Origin of the sequence: Shewanella rhizosphaerae (genome assembly GCF_019457655.1) — a bacterium.
GTDB classification, from domain to species: Bacteria; Pseudomonadota; Gammaproteobacteria; order Enterobacterales; family Shewanellaceae; genus Shewanella; species Shewanella loihica.
On sequence record NZ_CP080420.1, the window covers coordinates 4,532,759 to 4,550,114 of the forward strand.

Annotated in this window: 13 protein-coding genes and 3 rRNA genes; 7 read left to right on the forward strand and 9 right to left on the reverse strand. The window is 51.5% G+C overall.

Annotation, left to right across the window (positions count from 1 at the left end; genetic code table 11):
* The first annotated feature begins 51 nt into the window (after positions 1–51).
* The 3 genes from K0I63_RS19720 to K0I63_RS19730 are packed head-to-tail and all read left to right on the forward strand — an operon-like array spanning position 52 to position 3,149.
* Positions 52–1,137 (forward strand): murein hydrolase activator EnvC family protein, encoded by a 1,086-nt coding sequence (locus K0I63_RS19720; RefSeq protein WP_220082130.1) that lies wholly within the window; start codon positions 52–54, stop codon positions 1,135–1,137.
* Positions 1,138–1,172: 35 nt separating this feature from the next.
* Positions 1,173–2,378: a S41 family peptidase gene (locus K0I63_RS19725; RefSeq protein WP_220082131.1), complete on the forward strand. Its 1,206-nt coding sequence runs from the start codon at positions 1,173–1,175 to the stop codon at positions 2,376–2,378.
* A 15-nt stretch (positions 2,379–2,393) separates the two neighbouring features.
* The gene (locus tag K0I63_RS19730) at positions 2,394–3,149 is read left to right on the forward strand and encodes a divergent polysaccharide deacetylase family protein (RefSeq protein ID WP_220082132.1); all 756 of its coding nucleotides are present in this window, start codon (positions 2,394–2,396) and stop codon (positions 3,147–3,149) included.
* A 21-nt stretch (positions 3,150–3,170) separates the two neighbouring features.
* On the opposite strand, the gene K0I63_RS19735 is transcribed toward K0I63_RS19730, so the two are convergent.
* The 6 genes from K0I63_RS19735 to ccoG form a co-directional block, all read right to left on the reverse strand.
* On the reverse strand, positions 3,171–3,623 hold the full coding sequence (locus tag K0I63_RS19735) for an Rrf2 family transcriptional regulator (RefSeq protein WP_011867604.1): 453 nt from the start codon (positions 3,621–3,623) through the stop codon (positions 3,171–3,173).
* A 10-nt stretch (positions 3,624–3,633) separates the two neighbouring features.
* Positions 3,634–3,888 carry a YkgJ family cysteine cluster protein gene (locus K0I63_RS19740; protein ID WP_011867605.1) on the reverse strand — a complete coding sequence of 85 codons (255 nt, stop codon included), beginning with the start codon at positions 3,886–3,888 and terminating at the stop codon, positions 3,634–3,636.
* 625 nt (positions 3,889–4,513) lie between these two features.
* Positions 4,514–4,629: ribosomal RNA gene (rrf, locus tag K0I63_RS19745) — 5S ribosomal RNA — on the reverse strand.
* A gap of 133 nt (positions 4,630–4,762) precedes the next feature.
* Positions 4,763–7,655 (reverse strand): 23S ribosomal RNA (locus tag K0I63_RS19750).
* A 251-nt stretch (positions 7,656–7,906) separates the two neighbouring features.
* Positions 7,907–9,449, reverse strand: a 16S ribosomal RNA gene (locus tag K0I63_RS19755).
* Together the 16S, 23S and 5S rRNA genes form the textbook arrangement of a ribosomal RNA operon.
* Before the next feature lie 653 nt (positions 9,450–10,102).
* Entirely contained in the window at positions 10,103–11,530 is a 1,428-nt protein-coding gene (ccoG, locus tag K0I63_RS19760) for a cytochrome c oxidase accessory protein CcoG (RefSeq protein WP_220043771.1), read from the reverse strand.
* Positions 11,531–11,618: 88 nt separating this feature from the next.
* Here ccoG and K0I63_RS19765 point away from each other — a divergent pair, with 88 nt between their 5' ends.
* From K0I63_RS19765 to K0I63_RS19780, 4 genes are all read left to right on the forward strand, one after another.
* A complete protein-coding gene (locus K0I63_RS19765) occupies positions 11,619–11,972 on the forward strand; it encodes a hypothetical protein (RefSeq protein ID WP_011867607.1) in 354 nt (117 codons plus the stop codon).
* A gap of 122 nt (positions 11,973–12,094) precedes the next feature.
* Positions 12,095–12,997 carry a 1,4-dihydroxy-2-naphthoyl-CoA synthase gene (locus K0I63_RS19770; RefSeq protein WP_220082133.1) on the forward strand — a complete coding sequence of 301 codons (903 nt, stop codon included), beginning with the start codon at positions 12,095–12,097 and terminating at the stop codon, positions 12,995–12,997.
* A gap of 234 nt (positions 12,998–13,231) precedes the next feature.
* Complete coding sequence (locus K0I63_RS19775; protein ID WP_144202201.1) at positions 13,232–13,423, forward strand: DUF2061 domain-containing protein; 192 nt, start codon at positions 13,232–13,234, stop codon at positions 13,421–13,423.
* Positions 13,424–13,615: 192 nt separating this feature from the next.
* Complete coding sequence (locus tag K0I63_RS19780) at positions 13,616–14,158, forward strand: porin family protein (RefSeq protein ID WP_011867610.1); 543 nt, start codon at positions 13,616–13,618, stop codon at positions 14,156–14,158.
* 112 nt (positions 14,159–14,270) lie between these two features.
* Here K0I63_RS19780 and K0I63_RS19785 read toward each other — a convergent pair whose 3' ends face one another.
* Genes K0I63_RS19785 through K0I63_RS19795 form a run of 3 tightly spaced genes read right to left on the reverse strand, consistent with a single transcriptional unit; the run spans position 14,271 to position 17,338 of the window.
* Positions 14,271–14,621: a cupredoxin domain-containing protein gene (locus K0I63_RS19785; protein ID WP_220082134.1), complete on the reverse strand. Its 351-nt coding sequence runs from the start codon at positions 14,619–14,621 to the stop codon at positions 14,271–14,273.
* A gap of 9 nt (positions 14,622–14,630) precedes the next feature.
* Positions 14,631–16,874 (reverse strand): heavy metal translocating P-type ATPase, encoded by a 2,244-nt coding sequence (locus K0I63_RS19790; RefSeq protein ID WP_220082135.1) that lies wholly within the window; start codon positions 16,872–16,874, stop codon positions 14,631–14,633.
* Positions 16,875–16,876: 2 nt separating this feature from the next.
* Positions 16,877–17,338: a MerR family transcriptional regulator gene (locus tag K0I63_RS19795; protein ID WP_220082136.1), complete on the reverse strand. Its 462-nt coding sequence runs from the start codon at positions 17,336–17,338 to the stop codon at positions 16,877–16,879.
* Between the last annotated feature and the right edge of the window lie 18 nt (positions 17,339–17,356).

Sequence of the window (17,356 nt, forward strand, 5' to 3'; positions counted from 1 at the left end):
TTGCTTAAATGTTCCGGTTTCTATAAAGCCAGCATACTTGCTGGCTTTATCATGCTCTCTTGTACTGCGCAGGCATCCGACCTGAAGCAGCGTCAATCCGAGCTTGAAGCCATTCAGAAACAGATAAGCAACCAGCAGTCGGCCCTCAAGGACACCAGTCGCCAACACGAGAAGCTGATTTCTCTGCTGAAAAAAGATGAACAGGCGATCGCCGCAGCGGCAAAAAAGGTGACCAATACCAGGGCGTCACTGGCACAAACCGACAAGAAACTGGCCGAGCTAGACGGCCGCAAGGCAGAGCTTGATACCCTCAAACAGACGCAACAGAAGACACTGTCCAACCAGCTAGCCAGCGCCTATCTGGCGGGCAACCACGATTACACTAAGATGCTGCTCAATCAGCAGAGTCCGGCCACCATAGAGAGACTGCTCGCCTACTATCAGTTTCTCAACAAGGCGAGAATGGACGCCATCAAGCAGCTGCAACAGACGATGACCGAACTGACGGCCGTCGAGTCTGAGCAGAAGGCCCAGCAAACCAAGCTCAACGAGCTGATCCTCAACCAGGAGAAGCAGGCCAAGGCCCTCACCCAAGAACAACATCAGCGTCAGCAGACCCTGAAACAGATAGAGCGCACCCTCAATTCACACGGCGCCAAGCTGGAACAACTGCAGATAGAGGAAGCCAGCTTGAAGCGGGTGGTCGAACAGGCGCTAAGGGCCATGAAAGATAACCCCAGCATGGAAGGCCTATCCAGCCGCCAGAAGCTTAGCTGGCCGACCAAGGGCCGTATCCGCGCCGGGTTCGGCAGCCTACGTTCGGGCGAAGTGAAATGGAAGGGTGTGATGATGGCCGCCCCAGAGGGGCAATCGATCAACGCCATCGCCTCGGGCAAGGTGATCTATGCCGACTGGCTCAGGGGCTTCGGTATGGTGATGGTGGTCGATCACGGCAAGGGCTACATGAGCCTCTATGGCCACGCCCAGACCCTGCTTAAGGATGCCGGCGACAGCGTTAAGAAGGGTGAGACCATCGCCCTGGTCGGACGCTCGGGTGGACAGACAGAACCTGGCCTATACTTTGAAGTAAGGCATAAGGGGCAAGCGGTCGATCCTACGAGATACTGTAGACGATAACGCGACAACGACCCCGAGTAATGGGGAGGTCGTCCATGTCTCAAATGATCCGCTATTTCACCTGTGTCGCCCTAGGGCTGACCCTAGGTCTCTCTATCACCTTGTTCGGCCATGAGAATGCTAAAGAGTATCAGCCCAAGGTCAATTACCCTCTCCTCATCGACATCATCAGCACGGTAGAGACCTACTACGTAGACAAGATCTCTCAGGAAGATCTGATCCAGGCCGCCATTGAGGGGGTATTCAGCAAGCTAGACCCCTATTCAAACTTCCTCGACAGCCAGGCTTTCTCCGACATCAAGGACGCCAACAAGGGCGAATACTTCGGTTTCGGCATAGAGATAGCCACTGAGCAGAACCAGGTCACCATCATCAGCCCCTTTCCCCATTCGCCTGCCGCCAACGCAGGCATTCAGCCCGGAGACCGCATCGTCAAAGTCAACAATGAAACGGTAACAGCCAAGCAACTCGAAAATGTGCTGGAGGAGATCAAGTTCCACAGTCAGCATAATCTGGCCATCAACCTGTCGTTAAGCCGCGCCAACTCAGAAGCCCTGTTCGACGTGACACTCACCCCTAGCCTTATCGACGTCAACTCGGTAGAGGGCGAGTTGCTCGACAACGGCATCGGCTACATCAAACTCTCCAGCTTCCAGGACGACTCTACCGAAGATCTCATTAAGCTGCTGACCCAATGGCAAAATGAGCCCATGACAGGCCTGATCCTGGATCTGCGTAACAACCCTGGCGGCCTGCTGGATCAGGCGATCAAGATCGCCGACATCTTCCTCGCCAAGGGGCGTATCGTCTCTACCCGGGGTCGCTTCTTCGACGCCAACTCCGACTACTTCGCCTCGCCGCAGACCATGTTCTCCAAGCTGCCGCTTACCGTGCTAATCAACAAGGGGTCGGCCTCGGCCTCGGAGGTGCTGGCGGCGGCGCTGCAGGAAAACAAGCGCGCCACACTGATCGGCGAAAAGAGCTTCGGTAAGGGTACGGTGCAGAGCCTGATCCCCACTCTTATTGAGGGCAATGCCATCAAGCTGACCATAGCCCACTACACCACACCGAAAGGCAGGGACATACACGCCATCGGCATAGAGCCGGATATAAATATCCCGGGCGAGACTATGACTGCCGGACAAAGTATGCCTATAATCGACGAGCAAACACCCCATGAGGAGAGCGCCCACGATAGGGTTATCGAATCGGCGATCTCATGGATAAAAACAAATAGTTAGTGAATAACCAAAACAGTGCGCTTATTACTCTTATTAGCTGTCTTATTTACCACGCCACACTGCTTCGCCGCCCAGGTCTCCATCATCATTGACGACATAGGTTATCGTCAGACTGACGAGGCCGTGTTGGCATTGCCAAGCGACATCACCCTCTCAGTATTGCCCCATACCCCTCTGGGCGAAAGGCTTGCCGCCATCGCCCACGACAAGGGCCACGAGATCATGTTGCACCTGCCCATGCAGGCATTAAATGGCAAGGAGATGGGTCCAGGCGGACTGACCAATCAGATGAGCGAACAGGCTCTCAAGCGGGCGGTCGATGACGCCTTTAAGAGTGTCCCCTACGCCAAAGGTGTCAACAACCATATGGGGAGTCTGCTCACACAACTAGACGCTCCCATGACCTGGCTAATGGAGAGCCTGAAGCAGCAAGACAACTACTTTGTCGACAGCATGACCACCAGGTACAGCAAAGCCAGCGACGCAGCCAACAGGCTGGGGATTCCGCTATTGAGAAGACAACTCTTTCTGGATAACGATGTATCGCCGCAGGGGCTTGAGAGACAATTTAACCAGCTGATCCAGCTGGCGAACAAGGAGGGGCAACTCATAGTGATCGCCCACCCCTATCCGGAGACTATCAGCTTCTTAAAGGCGAATCTGTCCAGACTCTCGGATGAAGGCATCGCCGTGGTGAATACATCCAGGCTCTTGCCCTATCGCCTCGCGCAGAAGGAACCCACAGCCAGCGACAAGGCGCATTTAAGATAGGCGAACTTAAGAAAGGCTAAGTTAAAGCTCTAAGACTGGGATGGTAAGATCCGGTAGCAAGGCTCTTAACTCGTCACGGTTACTGACGACATCGGCCAATGAGTATTTGTCTAGCACGGCCAGATAAGCGTCTACCGCCTCGGCGAGCACGCCCTTGAGCTGACAGGCTGGCGAGAAACGGCAATAGGGCTTGCTGCAATCGATAGGCGACAGCGAATTTTCCAGCGTGCGCACCAGGACACCGATATTGATCTGATCCGCCGGCTTACCTAGCTTAAAACCACCTGCCTTACCACGTACCGTCTGCAGATAACCTTCTTTACCAAGATGGTGCACTATCTTAGACACATGGTTAGCCGACAGATCGAACACCTCGGTGATCTCGGCGATTCTAAACAGGGTTTCTCTCTCTGGCGATAAGGCCAGGTACATTAACGTACGAATACCAAAATCTGTATAACGAGTTAATTGCATAACCTACCTTCTAAGACTGGGTCGCCGCTTCTAAAGATGTAATCAACCAAAGTGCCTCTTCTGCCGTCGAACCACAGACTTCAGGTTCGGCGATGAAACGATCACACAACGCCGGGCGCTCAGGGTGACCGAATATCTTGCAAAGATTCCGCTCATCTAACTGGATGCAACGCACCCCAGCAGGCTTGCCATTGGGCATGCCAGGGATAGGGCTGGTGATAGACGGCGCTATACAACAAGCACCACATCCTAGACGACAATTCATACGGCATTATACCTATATTTGCGTAGCTTGTTAGTCATTAAGATCACAGCATTATTCTGAGATCTCATAAAGCTTAGCCCCACCTAATAGTAAAAGAGATAAAAACACTAAGGTTCTATAGAGAACGCCATACAGATAATGACGTTATCGCTAGAAATAAGACAACAACTCAGTTGCGTCTATCTAGCGAACTTAAGTGTTTTAACTCATTCACCTTATGCCATCGCCTTGTCTTCAGGACTATCTAAACACTGCAGTTTATCGGCCTTCACATGAGGTTTTGTAGCGTGAAGCACGAGCAGGGAGTCTTCTACACACAGAAGAAAGGCGCCTGTAAAGGCCAGCTCTGAGGCAGACATCAGATACTAACTCCGTCAATCTCACATGGGGGCGTAAGACATCCGCTTATCAAGCGCAGCTTGATGGATGACTGGAGCGCGAAACAGCAATGCTGCGAGCTGAGGGGTCCACACTGCGTAAGCAGCTTTGGGCTGCATGTGAAGTAGCGCTTTCGCGCGACCTACATGGATGTAGGAAGTGCCTTAAATTGCCAGGAGCAATTTAGGCGAGCGTAGAAAGCAAAAAGCCCTAGCGTTTTAGGCTAGGGCTCTTTGCTTTATTAGGCGCCTGGAAATGACCTACTCTCACATGGGGAGACCCCACACTACCATCGGCGCGATTGCGTTTCACTTCTGAGTTCGGGATGGGATCAGGTGGGACCACAATGCTATGGTTTCCAGACAAAATTGGAAATTCGGAAAGCTGTACTCTTTTCTAAGAGTCAATCTGAGTTCGCACTTCAATCAAGTACTTTGTATTCTTTTGATTACGTAAAACCATTACTTACTTTGCAGTAAAAACCCTTTTGGGTTGTATGGTTAAGCCTCACGAGTCATTAGTACAGGTTAGCTCAACGCCTCACAACGCTTACACACCCTGCCTATCAACGTCCTAGTCTCGGACGGCTCTTTAGAGACCTTAAAGGTCTAGGGATGACTCATCTTAGGGCTCGCTTCCCGCTTAGATGCTTTCAGCGGTTATCGATTCCGAACGTAGCTACCGGGCAATGCCATTGGCATGACAACCCGAACACCAGCGGTTCGTCCACTCCGGTCCTCTCGTACTAGGAGCAGCTCCCTTCAATCATCCAACGCCCACGGCAGATAGGGACCGAACTGTCTCACGACGTTCTGAACCCAGCTCGCGTACCACTTTAAATGGCGAACAGCCATACCCTTGGGACCGACTTCAGCCCCAGGATGTGATGAGCCGACATCGAGGTGCCAAACACCGCCGTCGATATGAACTCTTGGGCGGTATCAGCCTGTTATCCCCGGAGTACCTTTTATCCGTTGAGCGATGGCCCTTCCATTCAGAACCACCGGATCACTATGACCTGCTTTCGCACCTGCTCGACGTGTATGTCTCGCAGTTAAGCTGGCTTATGCCATTGCACTAACCGTACGATGTCCGACCGTACTTAGCCAACCTTCGTGCTCCTCCGTTACTCTTTGGGAGGAGACCGCCCCAGTCAAACTACCCACCAGGCACTGTCCTCAACCCCGATTCAGGGGCCAGAGTTAGAACATCAACACTACAAGGGTGGTATTTCAAGGATGACTCCACGAGAACTGGCGTTCCCGCTTCAAAGTCTCCCACCTATCCTACACATGTAGGGTCAATGTTCAGTGCCAAGCTATAGTAAAGGTTCACGGGGTCTTTCCGTCTAGCCGCGGGTATACGGCATCTTCACCGCAATTTCAACTTCACTGAGTCTCGGCTGGAGACAGCGTGGCCATCATTACGCCATTCGTGCAGGTCGGAACTTACCCGACAAGGAATTTCGCTACCTTAGGACCGTTATAGTTACGGCCGCCGTTTACCGGGGCTTCGATCATGAGCTTCTCCGAAGATAACCCAATCAATTAACCTTCCGGCACCGGGCAGGCGTCACACCGTATACGTCATCTTGCGATTTTGCACAGTGCTGTGTTTTTGATAAACAGTTGCAGCCACCTGGTATCTGCGACTCCCGTCAGCTTAGAGAGCAAGTCTCATCACCAACAGGAGCGTACCTTCTCCCGAAGTTACGGTACCATTTTGCCTAGTTCCTTCAGCCGAGTTCTCTCAAGCGCCTTGGTATTCTCTACCCGACCACCTGTGTCGGTTTGGGGTACGATTCCTACTAACCTGAAGCTTAGAAGATTTTCCTGGAAGCATGGCATCAACTACTTCATCACCGTAGTGACTCGTCATCAACTCTCAGTATTAGGTACCCGGATTTGCCTAAGTACCCTACCTACAGCCTTAAACGCGGACAACCAACGCCGCGCTAGCCTAGCCTTCTCCGTCTCTCCATCGCAGTTAGCAGAAGTACGGGAATATTAACCCGTTTCCCATCGACTACGCCTTTCGGCCTCGCCTTAGGGGTCGACTCACCCTGCCCCGATTAACGTTGGACAGGAACCCTTGGTCTTTCGGCGAGGAGGTTTTTCACCCCCTTTATCGTTACTCATGTCAGCATTCGCACTTCTGATACCTCCAGCGTGGGTTACCCCTTCACCTTCAACGGCTTACAGAACGCTCCTCTACCGCACCAGCGCAAGCGCTAGTACCCATAGCTTCGGTGTATTGCTTAGCCCCGTTATATCTTCCGCGCAGGCCGACTCGACTAGTGAGCTATTACGCTTTCTTTAAATGATGGCTGCTTCTAAGCCAACATCCTAGCTGTCTAAGCCTTCCCACATCGTTTCCCACTTAGCAATAACTTTGGGACCTTAGCTGATGGTCTGGGTTGTTTCCCTTTTCACGACGGACGTTAGCACCCGCCGTGTGTCTCCCGAGTAGTACTCATTGGTATTCGGAGTTTGCAAAGGGTTGGTAAGTCGGGATGACCCCCTAGCCTTAACAGTGCTCTACCCCCAATGGTATTCGCTCGAGGCGCTACCTAAATAGCTTTCGAGGAGAACCAGATATCTCCCGGTTTGATTGGCCTTTCACCCCCAGCCACAAGTCATCACCGCATTTTTCAACATACGTGTGTTCGGTCCTCCAGTTGATGTTACTCAACCTTCAACCTGCCCATGGCTAGATCACCGGGTTTCGGGTCTACACCTTGCAACTAAACGCGCAGTTAACACTCGGTTTCCCTACGGCTCCGCTATTCGCTTAACCTCGCTACAAAATGTAAGTCGCTGACCCATTATACAAAAGGTACGCAGTCACGGTCTCAAGAACCGCTCCCACTGCTTGTACGTATACGGTTTCAGGTTCTATTTCACTCCCCTCACAGGGGTTCTTTTCGCCTTTCCCTCACGGTACTGGTTCACTATCGGTCAGTCAGGAGTATTTAGCCTTGGAGGATGGTCCCCCCATATTCGAACAAGATATCACGTGTCCCGTCCTACTCGTTTTCACCTAAAGTTAGTTTTCATGTACGGGGCTATCACCCTGTATCGCTGTGCTTTCCAACACATTCCACTAACACCCTCTAGGCTTAAGGGCTAATCCCCGTTCGCTCGCCGCTACTAGGGGAATCTCGGTTGATTTCTTTTCCTAAGGGTACTTAGATGTTTCAGTTCCCCTCGTTCGCCTCACTAAGCTATGTATTCACTTAGTGATGACACCTTATGGTGCCGGGTTTCCCCATTCGGACATCGTTAGCTCAAATGCTTGTTACTAGCTCGCCAACGCTTTTCGCAAGTTACTACGTCCTTCATCGCCTCTGACTGCCAAGGCATCCACCGTATACGCTTAGTCACTTAACCATACAACCCAAATGAGTTTCATCTGAGCTGCATCGCAACTAACGGTTTCTACTTTCGCCAAAAGAATACTCAAGTCACTTGATTAAAGTGTGTTTTGAGAACTCAATTATTTTTCGCAATAACCTTTCGGTTATTACTATCAGCTTTCCAAATTTTTAAAGAACAAGCATCGCCGCTCGGACGTGCCACTCGCTCTAACAAGAACAAGTTATCTGTGTGAACACTCAACAAATATCAGTCAATCGTATAGGTAAGGAGGTGATCCAGCCCCAGGTTCCCCTAGGGCTACCTTGTTACGACTTCACCCCAGTCATGAACCACACCGTGGTAAACGCCCTCCCGAAGGTTAAGCTATCTACTTCTGGTGCAGCCCACTCCCATGGTGTGACGGGCGGTGTGTACAAGGCCCGGGAACGTATTCACCGTGGCATTCTGATCCACGATTACTAGCGATTCCGACTTCATGGAGTCGAGTTGCAGACTCCAATCCGGACTACGACCGGCTTTGTGAGATTAGCTCCACCTCGCGGCTTCGCAACCCTCTGTACCGACCATTGTAGCACGTGTGTAGCCCTACTCGTAAGGGCCATGATGACTTGACGTCGTCCCCACCTTCCTCCGGTTTATCACCGGCAGTCTCCCTAAAGTTCCCGGCATTACCCGCTGGCAAGTAAGGATAAGGGTTGCGCTCGTTGCGGGACTTAACCCAACATTTCACAACACGAGCTGACGACAGCCATGCAGCACCTGTCTCAGAGTTCCCGAAGGCACCAATTCATCTCTGAAAAGTTCTCTGGATGTCAAGAGTAGGTAAGGTTCTTCGCGTTGCATCGAATTAAACCACATGCTCCACCGCTTGTGCGGGCCCCCGTCAATTCATTTGAGTTTTAACCTTGCGGCCGTACTCCCCAGGCGGTCTACTTAATGCGTTAGCTTGAGAACCCAGTGTTCAAGACACCAAATTCCGAGTAGACATCGTTTACGGCGTGGACTACCAGGGTATCTAATCCTGTTTGCTCCCCACGCTTTCGTACCTGAGCGTCAGTCTTTGTCCAGGGGGCCGCCTTCGCCACCGGTATTCCTTCAGATCTCTACGCATTTCACCGCTACACCTGAAATTCTACCCCCCTCTACAAGACTCTAGTTGACCAGTTCGAAATGCAGTTCCCAGGTTAAGCCCGGGGCTTTCACATCTCGCTTAATCAACCGCCTGCGTACGCTTTACGCCCAGTAATTCCGATTAACGCTTGCACCCCTCGTATTACCGCGGCTGCTGGCACGAAGTTAGCCGGTGCTTCTTCTGCGAGTAACGTCACAGCTAACGGGTATTAACCGTTAACCTTTCCTCCTCGCTGAAAGTGCTTTACAACCCGAAGGCCTTCTTCACACACGCGGCATGGCTGCATCAGGCTTGCGCCCATTGTGCAATATTCCCCACTGCTGCCTCCCGTAGGAGTCTGGGCCGTGTCTCAGTCCCAGTGTGGCTGATCATCCTCTCAGAACAGCTAGGGATCGTCGCCTAGGTGAGCCATTACCTCACCTACTAGCTAATCCCACCTAGGTACATCCAATCGCAGAAGGTCCGAAGATCCCCTCTTTTCCCCCGTAGGGCGTATGCGGTATTAGCAGTCGTTTCCAACTGTTATCCCCCTCGACTGGGCAGTTCCCTAGGCATTACTCACCCGTCCGCCGCTCGTCAGCAAAGTAGCAAGCTACTTCCTGTTACCGCTCGACTTGCATGTGTTAGGCCTGCCGCCAGCGTTCAATCTGAGCCATGATCAAACTCTTCAATTAAAAGTTTTTTTGACTCTCACTCAATAAAGAGTAAAGAATCGACTCAATGAATTCTGATTCACATAAATGACTCGGAAGAATCATCTACATGTTTGTACATATTGCTATGAACACTCATCGTTGCATTGAGATTTAAATCGTTTTCGATTAACTCAATACCTGTGAGTGTCCACACAGATTTCTTGTTTTATCTTGTTAAAGAGCATTGCATCGTTATTTTCGATGCTGCCACTGGCGCCGGGCCGTTGGCTTAGGGATGCGTATTCTACACTTCCCGATGTTGGCGTCAAGGGTTAATTTCAAGAAGTTTTTCAAGCGTCGATTCTTTAACCAGAAGGCGACATTTGAAAGCCTTAAACCACTTTCTGCCCGACTCAACTCATTGCGTTTAACCGCTACTGTAATCGAGTTGCTGACTAGGCTGAACCCCTCTGTTTATCTGGCTTTCACCAGTTGAAGAAGTTGCTGCGCCGTGTCAGTGGATGCGCATTATAGGGAGACGATTCTTTTACGCAAGGGCTTTTTGAAAGAAAATGACACTTTGATGACTAAGCGGGCAATAATCAGGCATTACGTACAAAAAAGGGGCTAAAAAGCCCCTTTTCCTATCTTTCGCTACTTTTTACTATTAACGAGTAATAGTCGCAGCCAGGTTATTGGCTAAAGAAGCGTGACTCTTGGGTCGCCTCGACTGTCTCACCGTCTAATACCGTGGTGACCTTGAAGTCGACTCTGGTCATGGCCCGTGACAGTCCTACAGGATCCACGGCGACACTCACAGGCAGGGTCAACACCTCGCCTCCTTCGATAGTCACAGATTGCGGACCATACCACTGATAGTCAGGCAGACCGTCGACGCTGAGTTGATACTCATGCTTGGCTTCCGTCTTATTCAAGATCTTCAGGGTAAAGGTGTTCTCGATTAGACCTTGATCATTTTCCCTAAAGAGCTGGTTACGGTCACGAATGATATCGATACGCACAGGCGCTATGGTCACCGTCGCATAGATAAAGACTAAGATCATGAATGCCAACACGGCGCCATAACCCAGGAGCTTAGGTCGTAGTACCTTCTCTTTCACGCCTTCGAGTTTGTTTTCCGTGGTGTAGGCGATCAAGCCTTTGTCGTAACCCATGCGCTCCATGGTGGTATCACAGGCATCGATACAAGAGCCACAGTTGATGCACTCATATTGCAGACCGTTACGAATATCGATACCGGTAGGACACACCTGCACGCAGAGATCGCAGTCGATACAATCGCCCAGGCCAAGGGCCTTAGGATCGGCCTTACGCGAACGGGGACCACGATCTTCACCGCGCTTGGTGTCATAACCCACAATAAAGGTGTTCTTGTCGAACATGGCCGATTGGAAGCGGGCGTATGGGCACATGTGGATACACATGATCTCGCGCATCCAGCCGGCATTACCATAGGTGGCCACAGTAAACAGGGTTACCCAGAAATAGATGGCGCCCGAGGCGCTGCCACTAAAGACGTCGGCATAGACTTCGGTGGTCGGTACGAAATAGGAGACGAAGGTCATGGCGGTGAGTAGCGACACCAATAACCAGGAGAGATGCTTGGCCGTCTTGCGCCAAACCTTATTAAAACTCCATGGCATCTGATCTAACTTCATCCGCTTATTACGGGCACCTTCAAATTTCTCTTCGAACCAGATGAAAATAAAGGTCCACACCGTCTGCGGGCAGGTATAACCACACCAGACACGGCCAAGATAAGTTGTCACAAAAAAGAGACCAAACGCGGCTATCATTAATAATGCAGCGAGTAAGGTAAGGTCTTGGGGCCAAATGGTTAGGCCGAAGATATGAAACTTCTGCTCACCTAGGTTAAACCAGACGGCTTGTCTGTCTCCCCAGGGGATCCAGGGCAAGATAAGGAAAAAGAGCATAGCAACCCAGCCCAAGCGGCGACGTAGCTGAGTCCAAAATCCTTCTATTGCTCTAACATAAATACGATTGCGGGGATTAAAACGATCGGATTTATTCTCGTCCGGCTGATGAATTTTGATCCGCTCAGCCTTGGAATAATCCTTTTTATTTGATTCTGCGTTCATATTTAACAGCCTTACAGCTTTAATATTCCATGAAAACTGGCTTATTATACATTTCTAATACTGATTGTTCACCATGGTTGGATAAATAATGAGAGGCTGGATTATTTTAGGTGCAGGGATAGGATTACTCTATTATCTAGCGACCGAGACAGACAAACTCGATGAGCCCATCGCGCAAACCGATGCCCTGATGAAGCGTATCGAACGTAAACTCGACTCGATGACGGGAACCAAGATCATCCGTGTCGACAAAAACATCGCGATGTTCAAGACGCAAATCGCGGAGCGACTGACTCGAAAAGAGTTAGCGGCACTGGACAATATTCTCGAATCGAAAGAGTCGGTGCTCGAGTTTACCGAGAAATATTGCGGCAATAGCAGCAATCGCTTTGACGAGCTGAGCAAAGATAACCAGCAATTTATCTGCGACAAGCTCAGATAATCCCTCACAGGCTACAGAAAGCTTTGCCCAGCGCACGGTTTTCTGCAGCCTAATTGATCTCTATTCATAATGAGCCTAGCCTTGGCTCATCATCTCGATGCGACACACATAGGGTTACGAACATGACAGACAAGGTTTCCGATATCTTTGATCCCTCCTTATGGGATCGAGTGCCAGGATTTGATTTCGAAGATATTACCTACCATAGGGCGAAGGATCAGGGCACGGTACGTATCGCCATAGATCGTCCAGATTGCCTCAACTCATTTCGCCCTAAGACGGTCGATGAACTCTATATCGCCCTGGATCATGCCCGCCAATGGTCTGATGTAGGTTGTGTGCTGCTGACCGGCAACGGCCCGTCGGCCAAGGGACAGTGGTCCTTCAGTGCTGGCGGCGATCAACGTATCCGCGGCAAAGATGGCTACAAGTATGAAGGCGAAGAGACAGATAGACCCGACTTGGCGCGCATGGGCCGCCTGCATATCTTAGAGGTACAGCGCCTGATCCGTTTCATGCCTAAGGTGGTAATAGCGGTCGTGCCGGGCTGGGCGGTCGGCGGTGGTCATAGCCTGCATGTGGTCTGCGATCTTACCCTGGCCTCTAAAGAGCATGCGGTATTTAAACAAACCGACCCGGATGTAGGCAGCTTCGACTCGGGGTACGGCAGCGCCTACCTCGCCAAGATGATAGGCCAGAAACGTGCCCGGGAAATTTTCTTCCTCGGTTTTAATTACAGTGCGGAGGAGGCGTTCGACATGGGCATGGTCAATCGCGCCATCCCCCATGCTGAGTTGGAAACCGAGGCGCTGAGATGGGCCAAAGAGATCAACTCTAAGTCGCCTACGGCCATGCGTATGTTGAAGTATGGTTTCAACCTACCTGATGACGGCTTAGTGGGTCAGCAACTGTTTGCCGGTGAGGCGACACGCCTAGCCTATGGTACCGACGAGGCGGTAGAAGGACGAGATGCCTTCCTGGAAAAACGGGATCAGGATTTCTCTAAGTTCCCTTGGCATTATTAGTGTCTAAGTACGACTAAACCTAAGCGCATCGCTAATCGGTGCGCATTAAGAATCAATAGCCAAATCATACCTATCGTCCCAGAGTGCCAGTTAAGGTATCTGTCACTCTGGGCATTTTTCTCGACTCGCTCATCTTTATTAATCGTCTTACTGCATTAAGCCAATCGCACTCTCCGACTTTACAACTTAAATGATAATAATTATCATTTAATTAAATCTAAGAGGAGACGCATCATGGCTAAGACATTCACCTTTGCAGTACTACACTTCGGTGTCGCATTCGGAATCACCTACCTGTTAACCGGTAGCATAGTGATAGGTGGCGCCGTGGCACTTATAGAACCGGCGATCAACACTGTCGTGTTCTACTTCCACGATAAGGTGTGGCAACGCATAGAGAAGCGCTCCCAGCCGCTGTTAGCCTGAGTAGCAACTAGTCACCGCCAACAGTAGCTTTTAACGCTTAAAAGCAGGCCTTGTTTAGATTAATAATTGAAAAATAACTAATTTAACAGACGATAATTTTAAGCAAAAACAAATTATCTGTACCCTTTGTAGGCGACATCTGCTATAAGTCGGATTCGATATTTTGCCGTTATCAACTTACAAAGGATTGTTATGAAAGCTCTTCTTGCCGCAGCTTGCCTGCTCGTTACACCTCTCTCTTTCGCGTCGGATTACCATCACGCCCTGTCACTAGGGGCTGGCATGGGTGAATCAAGAGTCTCATCGGGCAAAGCCATCGATGGTGATGACATTCAGTCCCATTATGATCTCGCCTACCGTTACCAATTCAGTTCAGAATGGGGGGTAGAAGTGGGTTACATGCGACAGGATGTATTTATCACCAACCTCTTTAGCTTTTATGGCAATCAACTCGATGATGTCGGCAGCTTCCGAGCGGCAGCTCTGTATACACTCCCCCTGTCTCAGAGAAACCGATTGGTATTTAAACTCGGCGCGAACCAATATCGACTGGAGTTTACCGATACCGATGACAACGACCGTAAGTACACAGATGATGGTACCGGCCTGCTGGCAGGACTAGGCTGGCGGATGGAGTTTGCGTCGGGCATGGATCTCGGTCTCACCTATCACTATCAGGCGATGGATTTACTCGATACCCATACCTTTACTTTCGCCCTCGGATATCGCTTCTGATACTGACATAAATGTAGGGCAAACCTGAAGACAGCGTTTGCCCTACTATTTGTACCAAGTCCCGCTGCTGACCCTTAGTCGACGCTTTCATTCACCCTTTCAGTCGTCCCATTTATTCGACGACTAGCACACCTTTATACATCTGCATCTGGCAGTGGAATGCATACTCTCCCGGTGTCATGGCCGGAATCTTGATTACCGTAGGCTTATCCAATGCCAGCTCCTCACTGATCTCCAGTGCTGGCAGCTGTAGGGTCGCCGAACAGCCAGATTTATCCTGCCTTAGAAAGGTAAGTGAAGTCGCCTGGCCCGAGGGGATCTTGATACGCGACGGCGTATAGACCCCATCCTTGACCACTATCTCTATGCCCTCCTGACTCACGGGCGCCTCGGGCGAGTAGAGCCAGAACCACCAGACTATAAAACCGATAAGGGCGAGACAGAACAGATTGATAAATAACATACCAGCCTCCTAATGCGCTTTGGCTTTAAACAGACGCAGACGATTGGCGTTGCTCACCACGGTTAGCGATGAGAAGGCCATGGCCGCACCGGCAATCACAGGGTTAAGCAGTAAGCCAAACATGGGGTAGAGGATCCCAGCGGCAATGGGAATACCCGCGGCGTTATAGACGAAGGCGCCAAACAGATTCTGCTTGATATTTCTCAGCGTTGCCTTGCTGACCGCAATCGCATCGGCCAAACCGTGTAAGGAGCCACGCATCAAAGTAATATCGGCACTCTCAATAGCCACATCCGTGCCCGTACCTATGGCGAAGCCCACATTAGCTAGTGCCAGTGCCGGGGCGTCGTTGATACCATCACCCGTCATGCCCACTACCTCACCATCTTGCTGTAGCTCGGCGACCTTACTGGCCTTATCCTGAGGCATCACCTCGGCAAAAAACGTCTCTATGCCAACCTTAGCCGCCACCGCCGCGGCGGTGGCCTGATTATCTCCGGTTAACATCACCACCTTGATGCCATTGTGCTTAAGCCGGGCGATCGCCTCGGCCGAGTCAGGCTTAATAGGGTCTGCCACCGCTATGATGGCAATAAGCTCATTGTCTCTCGCCAGATACATGGGCGTCTTGGCCTCCGCCGCCAACTGCTGCGCCTTGGCCTGATAGGCCTGAGTATCCACACCGAAGTCCTGCATCAGCGCCTGATTACCAAACAGCAGCGTCTGCCCATTCAATTTGGCCTCGACTCCGCGCCCGGAGATGGCATTAAAGTCCTCGACGGCCTCCATCTGAATGCCGCTGCTGTTAGCCGTCTCGACAATCGCCTCGGCCAGGGGATGCTCTGAGTGTCGCTCAATGCCGGCGGCCAGGGCTAGTATCCCGTCCTCGTCGATAGAGGACGCCTGAGTCGCCACCACATCTGTGACCTGAGGTGAACCCTGAGTAATAGTGCCCGTCTTATCCAGTACCATGACACTGATCTTAGAGGCGGTTTGTAGCGCCTCGCCGTTACGGATCAGCACTCCAGACTCGGCCGCCTTGCCCACACCTACCATGACAGACATAGGCGTGGCCAACCCCAGGGCACAGGGACAGGCGATGATCAACACAGTCGTGGCCGAGACGATGGCAAACACCATTGAAGGCTCGGGGCCGAAGTTAAACCACACCATGGCGCTAACGATGGCAATGATCATGATGGCCGGTACGAAATAGCTGGCAATTACATCGGCAAGCCTACCGATTGGCGGCTTAGAGTTCTGCGCCCGCTTCACCATGGCGATGATTCTGGCAAGAGCAGTGTCTTTCCCCACTCGGGTCGCGCTAAAGACAATAGAACCGGACTTGTTTAGGGTCCCCGTGACAACCTCGCTGTCGATAGCCTTCTCAACCGGCATAGGTTCGCCGGTCAGCATAGACTCATCCACCATGGTGGTGCCCTCGATGACCACACCATCGACAGGGATCTTCTCGCCGGGGCGCACCCGTACCTTATCGCCTTGCAGCACCTGAGCGATGTCGATATCCAGTTCCTTACCGTCTCGTATCACCCGCGCCGTCTTGGCCTGTAAGCCGATCAGGCGCTTAATCGCCTCTGAGGTCTTGCCCCTGGCCTTGACCTCCAATGCCAATCCCAGGTTGATCAAACCTATGATCATCGCCGTGGCCTCAAAATAGACGTGGCGCGCCATCTCGGGCAGCAGGGTTGGAAAGGCGACCACCAGCATGGAATAGAGCCAGGCGGTGCCTGTACCTAAGGCGATAAGCGTGTCCATGTTGGCGTTGTGGTGTACAAAGGATTTCCACGCCCCCACATAGAAGTGTTTACCTGACAGGAGCATGATGCTCAGGGTCACCAAGCCCACCAGCCCCCAGGCTAATTGCTCGTTCGTGGTCGTTACCGTCATCTCCCCGATAAACAAGCCGTAGATCATCAAGGGAATACCTACGGACAGGGCGATAAAGGTATGGTGCAGCAGGCTGCGGTAATAGTCGAGATCCGCCTGCTCCTTCTCATCCATGGCATCATTACCCGCCTCGGCCTGCAGCTGGGTCGCGTTATAACCCGCCGCCTCGACGGCCGCAATCAGCTGCTCTGGCGTTGCCGTTCCAGATACTTCGACGATGCGCTCGGCAAAGTTCATCTCGGCCGAATCGACCCCGGGGACAGAATTTAATGCCTTCTCTATCTTACCGACGCAGCTGGCACAGCCGGCGCCTATGATGTTGAGTTGTACTCTGTTGGTGTCCATCTTCAATCCTCCAGGCTAGGCATCATACTTGACTCTCGATTTGCTTCTAACTGACTGCTTTCTGTATAAGCGCCTTCGATTAGATGGCAGATCATGTTGCCGGTCGGCGCCTTGTCCGGCTTATGGGACCAATCTTCCACAGCATTCGACAGCTTGCGTCTCAGCTTCACCATCTCTTCAAACTGCTTCTCAGTCTCCTCTAGCTTCTGCTGGATCATCTGCCGCACCAGGCCGCAGGCGCTCTCGCCCTGATCCGTGCGCGAGAAGATCACCTTGATCTCATCGACGCTAAATCCCAGATTTCTGGCGCTTAGGATAAACTGCATCCGCGACTGATCCTTGTCACTGTAGTCCTTGTAGCCGTTGACCGAAGACTTAGCCGGGCTCAGCAGGCCGATGCGGGTATAAAAGCGCACGGTATCACCCGTGATATTGAGATTCTTTGCTAGTTGATTGACGCGCATATCCACTCCAACAAGACA

What these genes read in the sequence shown, in the direction of transcription:
- ccoG (WP_220043771.1), bottom strand. Translation starts at nt 11,530, where the DNA reads ATGAACGCAGAATCAAATAAAAAGGATTATTCCAAGGCTGAGCGGATC.
- K0I63_RS19785 (WP_220082134.1), bottom strand. Translation starts at nt 14,621, where the DNA reads ATGTTATTTATCAATCTGTTCTGTCTCGCCCTTATCGGTTTTATAGTC.
- K0I63_RS19770 (WP_220082133.1), top strand. Translation starts at nt 12,095, where the DNA reads ATGACAGACAAGGTTTCCGATATCTTTGATCCCTCCTTATGGGATCGA.
- K0I63_RS19740 (WP_011867605.1), bottom strand. Translation starts at nt 3,888, where the DNA reads ATGAATTGTCGTCTAGGATGTGGTGCTTGTTGTATAGCGCCGTCTATC.
- K0I63_RS19720 (WP_220082130.1), top strand. Translation starts at nt 52, where the DNA reads ATGCTCTCTTGTACTGCGCAGGCATCCGACCTGAAGCAGCGTCAATCC.
- K0I63_RS19725 (WP_220082131.1), top strand. Translation starts at nt 1,173, where the DNA reads ATGTCTCAAATGATCCGCTATTTCACCTGTGTCGCCCTAGGGCTGACC.
- K0I63_RS19780 (WP_011867610.1), top strand. Translation starts at nt 13,616, where the DNA reads ATGAAAGCTCTTCTTGCCGCAGCTTGCCTGCTCGTTACACCTCTCTCT.
- K0I63_RS19790 (WP_220082135.1), bottom strand. Translation starts at nt 16,874, where the DNA reads ATGGACACCAACAGAGTACAACTCAACATCATAGGCGCCGGCTGTGCC.
- K0I63_RS19775 (WP_144202201.1), top strand. Translation starts at nt 13,232, where the DNA reads ATGGCTAAGACATTCACCTTTGCAGTACTACACTTCGGTGTCGCATTC.
- K0I63_RS19735 (WP_011867604.1), bottom strand. Translation starts at nt 3,623, where the DNA reads ATGCAATTAACTCGTTATACAGATTTTGGTATTCGTACGTTAATGTAC.
- K0I63_RS19795 (WP_220082136.1), bottom strand. Translation starts at nt 17,338, where the DNA reads ATGCGCGTCAATCAACTAGCAAAGAATCTCAATATCACGGGTGATACC.
- K0I63_RS19765 (WP_011867607.1), top strand. Translation starts at nt 11,619, where the DNA reads ATGAGAGGCTGGATTATTTTAGGTGCAGGGATAGGATTACTCTATTAT.